Source organism: Burkholderia sp. BC1, assembly GCF_052683555.1.
The window spans coordinates 13608-27257 of sequence record NZ_JBQYLP010000018.1 but is presented as its reverse complement, the minus strand read 5'-3'; the positions used below and the strand labels follow the sequence as shown (position 1 = coordinate 27257).

The window sequence follows — 13650 nt, the reverse complement described above, 5'->3', positions numbered from 1 at the left end:
CAGTGCTTCGCGTCATCGCTGCTTCTTAATGTAAGGCATCGCACTTAGCATGCCGCCCGTTTATCGCATAGTGGGCTCGGCAAACAGAATCAATTGTCCTGGGGTCAATCATTCGGTGGCGTGCGCATCCAACTACGTCACTGAATGCAGGGCGGGTGCCGGAGCGAAAGGTGCGGCACGAGTGGCGCGACATGCGTGACCAAACGCACGCACTGCAGCGATGAACCTGTCAGGGTGGCACTTTTGGAGCATACGCATGGCACTGGATAGACCTTCATCGAACGGGTATCGAGACGGGTCGGCAACTGTTTCTCGCGATACGTTCAAGTTGACGATGAGCGAATCGCTGCGGAACGTGCTCGATCATCGCCGTCTCTTTCTCGCCGTTTTCCTCGGCTGCCTGTTGTTGGCGACGATCTACGCGATCACGGCAACACCGGTCTATTCGGTCGACACGCTGATCAAGGTCGAGGAAAACAAACACAGCGCGCTCGGCTCGCTTTCCGAGATTTCCAACGCACTCGATATTCAAAGTTCGAGCGTCGTGGGCGAAATCGATATTGCACGTTCGCGCACCGTCGTCACGCGCGCGATGGACGAGACGCTCGCACAAGTCGACGTGTCGGTCCGCAATCCGATTCCGCTGATCGGCGGCTTCGTCGCATCGCTTCTGCGCAAGGACCGCAACGGTCTCGTCGTGCCGCTGTTCAATACGCCGTTCTGGGCGTGGGGTGGCGAACGCGTCGAGTTCCGGAAATTCGACATTCCCGATGCGCAGATCGGCAAGAAGCTCGAGCTCGACTATCTGCCCGGCAACCGCTTCGTGCTGAGGGACAGCCACGGCGACGAAGTGCTGCGCGGCGTGGTCGGCAAGCCGACCGTCGCGAACGGTTACAACGTCGAGGTGGCGCGGATCGTCGCGCGCCCCGGCACCGAGTTTCGCGTACGCCGCGAGTCGACGCAGGTGCGGCTCGATTCGATCCTGACGAAACTGAGCGGCGCGGAGACGAAGCGTCAATCGGGCATCATGCAGCTGAGCTTCGAGGATCACGATCCGGTGTATGCCGCACGGCTGCTCAACGCGATTGCGGCCGCGTATCTCGACGCGAACGCGCGGCGCCGCGCCGAAGACGCCGAGCGCAGCCTGGCGTTCCTCGATCGGCAGTTGCCGGTCGTGAAGGCGCGCCTCGAGCAGGCCGAGGAAGCGCTGAACACGTTCCGCAACGCGCAGGGATCGATCGATCCGCAGGGCGACGTGAAGCTGCTGATCGATCAACTGTCTCTCGTCGACAAGGCGCGGCTCGAAGCGAAGCTCGAGTATCAGGATCTGTCGTCGAAGTACGTCGCGGGACAACCGGAGCTCGCCGCGGTCGCGAGCAAGCTGAAGACGCTCGATCAGCAGTCGGCCGACCTGAAGAACAAGGTCGCGCACCTGCCGTCGCAACAGCAGACGTATTTGCGTCTCGCTCGCGAAGTCGAGGTCAACAGCCAGCTCTACGTCGGCCTGCTGAACAACTCGCAGCAGCTGCAGATCGCGAAGGCCGGCACGGTCGGCAATGCGTCGATCATCGACAAGGCCGATGTCAGCGACAAGCCGATCCGGCCGAAGCGCGTGCTCGTGATCGCACTGGGCGCCGCGTTGGGGCTGATTCTCGGTCTCGCCGCGACGCAGGCCAGCGCGTTGTTCTCGCGACGCGTCCGCGACCCGAAGCATCTGGAAGCGGTGGTCAGCGTGCCGATGCTCGGCGTGCTGCCTGCCGCGCCGCGTGCGCTGCAGGCTAGCGCAGGCGATCGGCCGCCGTTCGTCGTGGCGCGCGAACATCGCGATACGCCGCTCGGCGAAGCGCTGGAAAATCTCGCGCTGCTGCTCCACTACCGGTTGACTGCGCAGCACGAAAACTCGAAGGCGGTGCTGATGACGTCGCCGGAACCGGGGCAGGGCACGTCGATGATCGCGGCCAATCTCGCCTACCTGTTCGCGGAGAGCGGCTTCAAGACGCTGCTGCTGCGCGCCGATGCGGGCGACGTCGGCACCGGGCGCACGTTGCCGATGAAGTACGAGAAGGGCCTCTCGGATCTGCTGAAAGGCACGCTCGAACTGAAGCGCGCGATCTCCCCGATCAACGATCACCTCGACGTGCTGTCGGCAGGCAAGGGTGTCGAGCCGCTGCGTAACCTGTTCCGTACGGAGCGGCTCGAGGCACTGATCGCGTCGCTGCGCGACGAATACGACATGATCGTCGTCGATGCACCGTCCGCGCGTGCCGTCGCGAACGTCGCGATGTTGTCGCGGTTCGTCGACGTCACGTTGATGACGGCCCGGCAGGGTGCGGTCACCTACGTCGCCGTCGCGGAAGCGGTCGAGAACCTGAGCAAGGTCGGTGCGCAAGTCGACGGTCTCGTGTTCAACGGCTTCGAATCGCCGTCGCTGAGTCGCGACGCCTACGCGAGCGCGCATCGATCGACGAAGGACAGCCCGCCGCGCGAGGATGCCGGCGAAGCCGTCCCGGGCACGCTGCTGGCACGAACCGGCAGCGATTGAGAACAGCGCCGCTCGGCATGTGCCGGGCGGCGTATGACATGAGCAGCCGGGGCCTCGTCGCGCACCTGCACGGTGTCGACGCAGACGCCGCCGCAGGCGGCGGCGCCCGGCTGCAGGGTGCACCGGCTCGCACGGTGCATGACCGATGGACGAATCTCGGGTTGCAGCATGACAGGTAAGACGACGGGGACGATGCGGGTCGACGGCGGATCGATGTCCGTGTCGGGCCTGATGATATCGACGCTGTTTGCGATCGCGTTGCTGATCAATGCGGCGATGCCGGCGCTCGGCATGAAGGAGTCGAGCGCGGCATGCACGCTGGTGCTGGCGATGCTGGGCGTCGTCGCGCTCGTCCGAGCGCGTCCGGTGTTCTCGATCTCGATGCTCTACGTGCTCGCGATCGGCTTGACGGCCTTCCTCGCGGGCGTCGGACTCGAGAACGGCGGCTATCTGCGCGAAACCGACATCACCGGCGAAGCGACCGGTGCGTTCAGCCGGCTCCTGACGTTCTATCTGATCTTCGTCGCCTGTGCGTTCGTCGCGTTCGAGCGGTTCCTGGACGAGCGCCCGGGCCGCGAGACGATCGTCGCGCGCCTTTCACGGCAGCCGGCCAGCGTGATCGTCGGCTTCGGGCTCGCTTTCGCGGTGATCGTCGTCGGCGTGCTCGCGGGTCTGACGTCCGGCTTCTCGATGTTTACCGGCATCAACCGGTACGCGCTGCGCAACGACGCATCGAACGGCGCGATGTTCAACCTGTTCCTGAACAACCAAACCTTCGTCGGCCTGCTGCTCGGCACGATCGCGACGAATACCGACAAGCGCATTCGATGGCTGGCGATCGTCACGATGGCGGTCGACCTCGCGCTGAACGTGCTGCATGGCGAGCAGTTCATGGCCGTGCTCCACATCGGCCTCTGCACGCTGACGCCGTTCATCGCGCTGCATGCGATGAACGGCAAGCCGGTCGTGCGCTATCTGGGCATCGGCGCGGGACTCGCGCTGCTGCTCGGTACCGTGTCGATCATCTACGCATACCGCGGGCAGGGGCTCGAAGTCGCCGACGTGATCTCGTCGCGCTTCCTGCTGCAGGGGCAGCCGTGGTACGTGGTGGACAGCGATGCCGGGATGTTCTCGCCGCCGATGTACGGCGGCATCGACGCATTCTGGCGTTTCGTGCATTCGCTCGGCTCGTGGACGATGCCGACGTTTTTCAGCGATGCGGAACCGAGCGGCCTGCGCGATCTGATGATGTCGTATACCGAGCCGAAACTGCTGAAGGCGTACATCTTCGACGACGTCACGTTCACGATGGGGAACATGGCCATCCCCGTGTACTGGTTCGGTTATGTCGGCGGCGCGCTGTTCGTCGCGATGACGGGCCTCGTCTATGGCGCGCTCGGTGCGTTGCAGATCCAGGTCGCGATGCGCGGCGGCGTCGTGATGCTGTGGCTGATGTCGAAGGTGTTTTCGTATGCGACGTTCGCCGTCCAGCAAGGCGAGTACTGGATGATGTTCGGCTCGCGCACCCTCTTTTACGCGGTGCTCGCGCTCCTCTGGTGGTATTGCGTCGACAAGCGAACGGCGAGCTGATCCGACGCATGCACGCGCGCGACGTCGAGCGCGTGCCGGCTACCGTTTTCGTTGTATCGGCTGGAATCGAAGCGCCCCGGATCCGCAGGGACGGCGGATGAAACAAGAGGGACGCGCAGGTGTTTGAAGGCATGGATTTGACTGTATTCGATGGGATTGTCGGCGGCTGCTGCAGCGTCGCCTACCTTCGCGGGTGGGCATCGTCGCGGTGGCTGCGTCCGGGCACTCTGATCCATCTCGCGCGCATGCGGCAGGCACATCGCCTCGCGCGGCGCGTCACCATACAGTCATGTCGAAAACAAACAGCTCCGAACATTTCTACCATGTCGATGCGATGCGCGCCGTTGCCGTGATACTCGTCATATGGACCCACTACGCCGAGCGGTTTGCGTCGCTGGCAGGCTCGCAGCACGCGCTCGATACGCTGCAGCGTTCGCTGAATTTCGGGCGCATGGGTGTCGTGATCTTCTTCGCGATCAGCGGGATGCTGATCCCGACGAGTCTGCACGGGCCCGTGCGTGCCGGCACGAAACGGTTTCTCGTGCGTCGGTTCTTTCGACTCTATCCCGCGTACTGGTTCGCGCTTCCTGCCGGCTATGTCGTCCATTGGTATCTGTTCGGCAGGCAAATGGACATCGGCGGGTTCCTCGCGAACCTGACGATGATGCCGGCTGCGTTCGGCGAAAGCCTGATCCTGCCGCACGGCTGGACGCTCGAAACGGAACTGTATTTTTACGGCGCGTGCCTCGTGCTGTTCTGGTGCGGCGCGCTTCATCGGATGCGCGCGCTGTGTCTGGTCAGCATCGGTCTGTGTCTGCTGTTCGTCGCAGCGCTGAAGCTGCAATTGATCCCGGCCGACGTGCTGAGCCAATACAAGACGCTGCCGTACCACCTGGCGATCATGTTCTGGGGCGCGTGTTTTCGGCAGGCGTACGACACGCCGTCGAGATTGCTGCCTATCCGCCTGGCGAAGCGCGGCCCGCTCGCCGATCTGTCGATCACGTATCGCGCAGCCGCAGCGTGGGTGGCCGTGCCGATTGCCGTGATTGCGGTGATGGGCGCCGTCAACGACTGGCATCGCAACCTCGAACATCTGCCGACGTCGCTCGCCTACCTGGCGGGCATCGCGATATTCGCCGCATTGGCGACCGTGCTGAAGCTGCGCATCCGGCTGCTTGCATGGCTCGGCGAGATCAGCTACTCGATTTATCTGCTGCACAGCCTGCCGCTATTCGTTGCGTTCTGGCTGTGTCAGCGCTTCCATATCGTCGGATGGCCGCTGGGTCTGTACATGGTCGTGCCGCTCGTGCCGCTGGTCCCGCTCGCGTGGGCCGGCTATCGCGTCTGTGAAGTGCCGTGCGTTCAACTGGCGCGTACCGTGACGGCGCGGCGCAGAAGCGGCGCGCTCGCGTCGGGCGACGCCGAAGGCTGAACGGCGAGCGTCGATTCGGCTTTCGACAGCAGTACCCGACGCAGTCGGCGGCGGGCGTGCGACCGGTGCCAGTCGCGCGTCCTGCGCCGGCGCCGTGTATCCCGGCGCGGCGGGTTGGATGCCGCAGCGTCGGCCGGTGGACGCCCCACGCCGTTACGCAAACAAGAGGGGCCGCCTTGCGCGGCGCGCATCGCCGGGCCGGTCGAGTCGCGCGACGACGCACCGTCGAGCTCGGTAATCGCGACCACACAAGGATCCGCGGCCTGCATGGATGATTGAGCATCGATGGGCAGTAATCTCGCAGTAAGCTCGCAGTAAGTGAAACTACAAAGGGGTTGATCGAGCCGGCGGCGCGTTGGCCGCTCCCAAAACCCGAATTGTTAGCGCAAGGAACCAAACATGACACCGATCCAGTTTGATGGATGCATCGGCTGGTTGCACGAAGGCACGCGCACGCACGGCATCGTGATTTGCGAGCCGTTGGGGCACGAAGCCCTGTGGCTTCACAAGCTCGTCCGCTCGCTCGCCGAGCATCTTTCCGATCGCGGCTTTCCCGTGCTGCGCTTTCACTATCGGGCGAGCGGCGATTCGCTCGGCGACGAACGCGACGAGGGGCGCTTCGCCGAGATGATCGACAGCACGCGGCGCGCGGTGCAGGCGCTGCGCGAACGCGTCGCGGTCGACAGCGTGGCGCTCGTCGGCGTGCGCGCGGGCGCCGCCGTCGCGCTGCTCGCGGCGGACGCGATGCCCGAGGTCACGCGGTTCGTCGCGCTTGCGCCCGTCGTGCGCGGGCGCGGCTATCTGCGCGAGCTGTCGGCCGTCGCGCAGCACTGGCTCGAAAACATGCCGCCCGTCGTGCGCAACACGATGCGCGACGAGAAGCCGATGAATGTCCTCGGACATGCCTATCCCGACGATCTCGTCGCGACGCTGCGGCATCTCGATCTGTCGAAGGCGGTCGGCGAATTGGGCGCGCTCCCGGCGCGCGCGCTGCTCGTCGACGCGCCGTACGGCGACTCCGCGATGCTCGCGGGCGCGTTGCAGGCGCGCGGCGTCGCCGCGCAAGTCCAGCCGTGTGCGGACTGGCCCGTCGCGATGCGCGAGCCGTTGTGGTCGCGATTCCCGGCCGGGTTGTTCGATACGGTCGCGGACTGGATCGACGTTGAGGCCGGCGCCGGCGCCGACGCAATCGGTCGCGTATCGCCGAAGTGGCCCGACGCGGACGTCGTGCTCAGAGGAGAGGGCAGTGTCGAGCGCGTGATCCGCATCGGCCCCGACAACCTGGTCGGCGTGCTGTGCGAGCCCGACGAGCAGACGATGCGCGCGGCCGCGCCGACGCTGCTGATCACCAATACGGCCGCGAACCCGCGCACCGCGGACGGGCGGCTCGCCGTGCGGCTCGCGCGAGCGCTGGCCGCGCGCGGCATTTGCACGCTGCGGTTCGATTCGACCGGCACCGGCGACAGCAGCGAGCGTGCGCGCGACGTTCAGTCCGACATCCCGTATTCGGACCAGTTGATCGACGACGTGCTGAACGCGGCCAACTGGTTGAAGGCCGAGGGCCACCACAAGATCGTCGCATTCGGGATCTGCTCGGGTGCCTATACGTCGCTGCATGCCGCGGCGACCGGGCAGCTCGCCGGCGCGATCGCGGTCAATCTTCCCGTATTCGTGTGGCCGCGCGGCCAGACGCTCGAGAATGCCGTCAAGAATCAGACGAACTCGATGCGCGGCTATTTCGCGTCGGTCCGCAGCGCCGGCAAGTGGCGACGGCTGTTCGCGCGACGTCGCGATCTGCGCCCGGTGCTGCGCGCGCTATGGCGTTTCTCCGCCGATGCGATGTCGGTGCCCTTGATGCGCGTGGCCGAGCGGCTCGGGCGCGGCCCAGGCAAGGATACGCCGCGCGGATTGCTGCGCGACATGTCGGCGCGCGGCATCCGCACCCATCTGATCTACGGCACCTACGATCCCGGCGTCGATGCGGTCGTGCGCCATTTCGGGCCCGTCTCGCGTGCGTTCGCGCACTTGCCGAACGTGTCGGCCGACGTGCAGGAAACGGTCGATCATTCCTTGCACGGCGAACGCGCCGCGCAATACGTCATCGAGCGCTGTGCGGAGCTGCTCGCATGCTGGTGGGCGCCGGCAGAGCGTACGGCGCCGCTGCCGAAGGCAAGACGCACGATGTCGTGGCATTTGCGCAAGCATCGCACCGAATCGACGCATTGACGCGCAATCGTTGTCGGGGGCGGAGCGTCCGTTTCGCGGCCGCTGCCGCCGTCCGGGCGGGACGCGGCGGCACCCATGCCGCCGCGTCGGCCGCGCTTTGCGAATGCCGGCCTAAGTGACCGTGCGTACAGTTTCGCCGTGCCGGACGCCTTATCGTCGCAGTGTCGTCGGGGACCGGCCGCTTCGTGGAAGCGGCGCGGTGTGGCGACGCCGTTCCGAAGGTCGACGAAACGAAATTGCACGCCATGCAAAGATTGAGCCTACTTGATTGCCGACAGGCGGCGCGCGGCATCGTCCGCGGCGCGTCGCGCGACAGCGGCGCGCAGCGCGGCCGCGCGAGGATCGCGGCCACGTCCGGATGCGGCGTCGATATGTCGACGGTCCGCTACATCACGGATCGAGGTCCGTCGTGATGCGCGTGCTGGTCATCAACGACTTCGTCCGCAAGGGCGGCGCGGAGGAGGTCTACCGCGTGTCGGTCGATGTGCTGCGCGCGCGCAACGACGTCGTCGTCGAAACCTTCGACGAAGAGGCGCTGCGCGGCGTCGAGAACAAGCGCAGCACACGTGCATGGTCGCCGGCGGCCGCGCGTGCGCTGGTCGCGCTGCTGGAGCGTTTCCGGCCGCAGCGGATTCTCGTCCACAACTATCACAACCTGCTGTCGTGCGCGATCCTGCCGGTACTCGCGCGCTACAAGCGACGCTCGGGATGCGGTCTGTATCTGACCGCGCACGATTATCACCTCGTCTTTTACAATCCGAGCCTGCAGGTCTATTCGGGCGGGCGCGCGCAGCCGTTGTCGCTCGACCGGTTGCGCGGACACCGGCGCTTCGTGTCGGTTGCCAGCCCGCACGGGATCGTGCACGACGTCGTGAAGAAGGTGCATTGGCACGTCGTCAATGCGCTTTTCGATCCGCTCGGCCTGTTCGACGAAATTCTGTGCCCGAGCCCGTTCATGCGCGACCTGATCGCGCGCTTCGCGCGCACGCGCACCACGCTGCTGTCGAATCCGATCGATACGACGCTGATGCCGCGTGCGCCGAAGCCCGCGCAGGGCGAGCGGCTCGATCTCGCCTTCGTCGGCCGCATGCATCCGGACAAAGGGCTCGCGGAGTTTCTCGCGCTGATGGCCGGGCCGGCAGGCGAGGCGATCGCATCGTTCACGATTTACGGCGACGGGTCCGAGCGCGATGCGCTCGAAACGCGCTATGCGAGCCTCGTCGAAGCGGGCCGGCTGCGCTTCGCGGGCCGGCTCGACCATGCGGCGCTGTTCGCCGCGCTGCCGCAGCACGACGCGCTCGTGCTGCCGTCGATCTGGGTGGAAAATGCGCCGCTCGTGATCGTCGAAGCGGCGATGCTCGGCCTGCCGGTGCTGGTCCACGACATCGGGAGCCTGTCGACGTTCGGCAACGAGATCGGCAACAAGATCCTCTACCGGAACACGCCGGACGATTTTTCGCGCGCGATCGAGGCGCTGCGCGCACACCTCGGCGACGCGAATCGCCGTTACGATTGGTCGCGCTACTCGATCGACTGCTACGCCTCGTCGCTGTACGCGGTACTCGGCATCGATGCGTCGGCGCCGCATCCGCACGCCCATTGACAGTCGGCGCACGTTCACTCTCAGCCCAGAAGGCACGATGACCGCCATTCGCAAAAATTTCGCGATGCTGTTCGCGTTGCAAATCTCGACGTATGTCGTGCCGCTCGTCACGCTGCCGCTGCTTACGCGCGCGCTCGGCCCGCAGCAGTATGGACGGCTGTCGTTCGTGCTTGCGGTGACGACGTACTTCATCAATCTGGTCAACTACAGCTTCGACCTGACGGCCACGCCGCGCGTCGCGCTCGCGCGCGACAAGCTCGAGCGTTCGCGAATCTTCTGGACGACCGTCACCGCGCAGTGGCTGATCGCGATCGCGGGGCTCGGCGTGCTGGTCGCGCTGACGCTGGCGATTCCGCACTTCGCGGCGGAGCGCACGCCGCTGCTGATCGGGTTCGGGATGGCCGTGGGCGCCGCGCTCACGCCGGGCTGGTATTTTCAGGGGATCCAGAAGCTCAGCGTCTACAGCATGACGGTCGTCGTGTATCGCGCGCTGAGCGTCGTCGCGTTCTTTCTCTGGGTCCACACGCCGGACGACATTCTCCCCGCGATCGCGATCAACGCGGCCGTGCCGCTGCTCTGTGGCGTGACGCTGCTCGCCTATCTGTTCGTCTGCCGCGAGGTCGCGCGCGTGCGCGTGCGGCTCGCCGACATCGTCACCGCCGTGAAAGGCGGCACGCAGGTCTTTCTCGCATCGACGTCGATTTCGTTCTACGCGTCGACCAACACCGTGCTGCTGAGCATGGTGGCCGGCAACGTCGCGGCAGGCTACTTTGCCGCCGGCGACAAGCTGATCCGCGCGGCCGTCGGCATGCTGCAGCCGCTGCGGGCGACGACCTATCCGCACATCACGAACCTGATGCATCACGCGCGCGACGAGGCGTTCGCGTTCCTGCGCAAGCTGATCGTCTGGCAGGGCGTGCTCGTGCTCGCGATGTCGGCGACGATCTACGCATTCGCGCCGATGGCGGTCCGGATTCTTTATGGCGCCTCGTTCGAGCCGACCGTCGCGGTGCTGCGCTGTCTCGCGCTGGTGCCGTTCATGGCCTGCATGACCGACCTGTTCGGCGTTCAGACGATGCTGCCGCTCGGGATGAAGCGCGCATTCAGCACGATCCTGATCTCGTCGGGGCTGCTGAACGTGACGATCCTGCCGCCGCTCGCGGCGCTGTTCGCGGAACGCGGGGCGGCCATCGCCGTGCTGCTGGTCGAGACGGCCGTGGTGGGGGCGCTCGTGTATGTGCTGTACCGCGAACGGGTCGGTCTGATCGATATGCCGGCGCGCTCGCGGTAACGCGATTCGCCGATCGGCCGTCGTTCCGATCGACGAATCCGGGGGCATGCGAGTCGATGTCTTCGGTGTTGCGTGTGAGGCTTCTGCAAGCGGACGCAACGCCGATATGGCACGCGCGCGGATCCTGTCGATCCGCGCGCGACGACAGCGAGTGGCGAGCAGGAAAGGGCGGCGGCGCGCGTCCTACAGCCGCTCGAATATGGCCTTCATCATTTCGGCGCTACGGCTCCAGCGATATTTTTCCGCATGCGCGATACCGCGGCGTTTGAACTCGTCCCGAAGCTGCGCCGAGTCGAGCAGGCTGCGCAGCTTCGCCGCGATGTCGCCCTCCGAATACGGATCGCAGTACAGCGCGGCGTCGGCGCAGACTTCCGGCAGTGCTGCCGAGTTCCCGACGACGACCGGGCAGCCGTAGCGCATCGCCTCGAGCGGCGGGATGCCGAACCCTTCGTAGATGGACGGATAGAGGAAGCAGGCCGCGTTCTGATAGAGCGCCTTCAATTGCGCGTCGCTGATGTAGCCGACGTACTTGATGTTCGGTTCGTCGGCCGTCACGTGATCCTGCTTGCCGAACACCGTCTTGTTCTGCATCCCGACGATCACGAGATCGACCGACGGATCGGCGAGCTGTCGGAATGCCGCGATCAGACGGCCGAAGTTCTTCGTCGGATTCATGCTGCTGACCGCGAGCACGAAGCGGCCCGGCTTGATCGCATGGCGCTCGAGCACGCTCGTGTCGGGCTGCACGGCATCGAGATGGTCGGCGCCGAGCGGCACGACGCGGATCTTGTCGGCCGACACGCGGCAGTGATGCGCGAGCCGGTCGCGCGAGAAATACGAGTTGGTCAGCACGCAGGCGGACGTACGCGCGAGGATCCAGAACATGATCCGATACCAGACGCGAAACGCACGGGAAAAATGCGCCGGCGTGTCGAACACGGCCGCGTCGTGCATGTAAATGACCTGGTTGCCGAGAAAGATCGACGCCGAGTTGCTGAGATTGACGATGCGGCCGCGGCGCGCGAACAGCGGAAGAACGAGCTGCTCCCACACGACACCCTTGCCGAAGCCGATCCTCACCGTGTTCGCGCCGCTGACGGCGTCGCTCGGTTGCGGCGGCACGAGTACGGTGACCGGGTCGCGCGGATGAATGTCGATCAGCGCCGCGATCAGTTCGCGTGCGACGCGCTGCACGCCGGTCGTCTTCTGCGTCGTGAAGCGGCCGTTATAGACGAGGGGTTTCGGAGTCTTCAAAGTGCTCATGTCGCTTGTCGTCGTTCGATATCAGGCTTTGACATGATCGGCCGCAACGGGCTCGAAACCGCGCGTATCGACGCGCACGCCGTCGGTCTTGTCCGTGTCCAGGCCGTAGAGCGCATGCCATTGCCGGAATATCTCGCTCATCGAAAAACGCTGCATCGCAAGCGTGCGTGCCGCGGTGCCCATTTGCTCGCGAAGCTGACGATCGTCGCGCAGCTTCGCGACATACGCTGCCATGTCGTCTTCGCTCGACGCGACGTAACCGGTCACGCCGTGGATGACGACGTCGCGATTGCCGATCACGTCGGTCACGACGGCCGGTATGCCGGCGATCTGCGCTTCGATCAGCGCGACCGGCATGCCTTCCCAGCGCGACGTCTGCACGTAGATGCTCATGCCGGACGTGAGATCCAGCGCCCGCGCGCGCGTCACCCAGCCGCTGCAGACGACGGCGCGGCGTTCAGCGGGATCGGGAATTTCGGCGGCATTGCCGCCGATCCACAGAAACTCGACGTCGGCGTGCTGCAGCTTCTGCGCGAGCCGCGCGAACGCTTCGTGATTCTTCTGGAACGACGCACGGCCGCTCATTCCGACGACGATCTTGCCGTCGTCGCGCGGTCGGCGCTGCGGGATCGCGGACACGTCGACGCCGTTTTCGACGAGCACGGCCGAACGCGCGCGCACGCGCTGCTTGATCTCGCCCAGCTCGCTGGCCGAGCACGCGACGACGGTGCCGCCGATGCGCGCGGCGATCTGCTCGAAGCCGAGATACGCGTACTGCTTCATGCGCGACACGTCGCGGCGCAGATACGACAGCCCGTGCGGCGAATAGAACACGGCCGCATGCGGCGTCGCGATGCGCGCGGCGACGCGGCCGAGCACGCCGGCCTTCGACGAATGCAGATGAATGACCTTCGGGTCGTAGCGGCGCAAGTGCGCAACGAGCGCGCGCAAGCTGCGCAGGTCGTGCTTGACGTCGACCTCGCGCGCCATGTCGACGTAGACGAGCTTCACGTCGGGCCTGAACAACGACGGAAAGTCGGACGGCGTTTCCGCACGGATCGCGTGCAGCACGGTCACGTCGATACCGGCCGCAGCCGCATGGTTGGCAAGCTGGGTCAGCATCGACAGCACGCCGCCACCGAACGCTTCGGCAATGTGAACGATCTTTTCTTGAGTCATCTTCGGGGTCTATCGATTCGATCGTTCGCTGTGTCACGCACGGTGACGGCAGCGGCCGGTGAATCGTCAAATCGACATCGAGCCGCACGTCTCGCAACGCGTCGTTGAACGAATTACGTATTCCTGATTTACCGATGCATGTCCGTCGTGTTCATCGCATCCGTGCTCCGGTTTTCGGTGTCGCGGCCTGTGCGTGCGGTTCGGTTTCCGTGCGAGACGCGCGAATCCTGAGGTCCGGATCATTGTGTGCCGCCCATTTGTCGCGCTGGGTGCGATGGCTTACCGATCAGGCGATTCGGCGCAGAAAGTCCGCGCATGACGACGTTTATTGAACGATGATTCGTTATTTGGTCGAATTGCGAACGCGCGCGAACGATTGCCGGCGACAAGCGGCGCCGTCGCGATGCGAAGCGCATGCGATCGGCCAACCGGTCGGTCCGGCAACGCACCGAGAGGCGCCGGTTTCGAATGATTCAATTGCACGTATCGCACGTATCGCACGTATCGCGCGCCGCGTCGACGAT

Annotated in this window: 8 protein-coding genes; 6 read left to right on the top strand and 2 right to left on the bottom strand. The window is 65.3% G+C overall.

All coding sequences use genetic code 11. The annotated features are described in order from the left end of the window. Positions 1–256: 256 nt before the first annotated feature. From ACSHSS_RS11715 to ACSHSS_RS11690, 6 genes are all read left to right on the top strand, one after another. On the top strand, positions 257–2542 hold the full coding sequence (locus ACSHSS_RS11715) for a GNVR domain-containing protein (RefSeq protein ID WP_445544984.1): 2286 nt from the start codon (positions 257–259) through the stop codon (positions 2540–2542). Positions 2543–2734: 192 nt separating this feature from the next. Next, the gene (locus ACSHSS_RS11710; RefSeq protein ID WP_445545014.1) at positions 2735–4132 is read left to right on the top strand and encodes a DUF6418 domain-containing protein; all 1398 of its coding nucleotides are present in this window, start codon (positions 2735–2737) and stop codon (positions 4130–4132) included. A gap of 289 nt (positions 4133–4421) precedes the next feature. After that, positions 4422–5564, top strand: coding sequence for an acyltransferase family protein (locus ACSHSS_RS11705; RefSeq protein ID WP_445544983.1), 1143 nt, complete (start codon positions 4422–4424; stop codon positions 5562–5564). A 399-nt stretch (positions 5565–5963) separates the two neighbouring features. Continuing rightward, a complete protein-coding gene (locus tag ACSHSS_RS11700) occupies positions 5964–7790 on the top strand; it encodes a serine aminopeptidase domain-containing protein (RefSeq protein ID WP_445544982.1) in 1827 nt (608 codons plus the stop codon). Positions 7791–8202: 412 nt separating this feature from the next. Then, on the top strand, positions 8203–9393 hold the full coding sequence (locus tag ACSHSS_RS11695; protein WP_060042108.1) for a glycosyltransferase family 4 protein: 1191 nt from the start codon (positions 8203–8205) through the stop codon (positions 9391–9393). A 37-nt stretch (positions 9394–9430) separates the two neighbouring features. Beyond that, positions 9431–10684, top strand: a complete 1254-nt coding sequence (locus ACSHSS_RS11690) for a flippase (protein ID WP_006402418.1) — start codon at positions 9431–9433, stop codon at positions 10682–10684. A 183-nt stretch (positions 10685–10867) separates the two neighbouring features. On the opposite strand, the gene ACSHSS_RS11685 is transcribed toward ACSHSS_RS11690, so the two are convergent. Together ACSHSS_RS11685 and ACSHSS_RS11680 are read right to left on the bottom strand one after the other, a co-directional pair. Continuing rightward, a complete protein-coding gene (locus ACSHSS_RS11685; RefSeq protein ID WP_445544981.1) occupies positions 10868–11947 on the bottom strand; it encodes a glycosyltransferase family 4 protein in 1080 nt (359 codons plus the stop codon). A 21-nt stretch (positions 11948–11968) separates the two neighbouring features. Next, a complete protein-coding gene (locus ACSHSS_RS11680; RefSeq protein WP_445544980.1) occupies positions 11969–13126 on the bottom strand; it encodes a glycosyltransferase in 1158 nt (385 codons plus the stop codon). Positions 13127–13650: the final 524 nt, after the last annotated feature.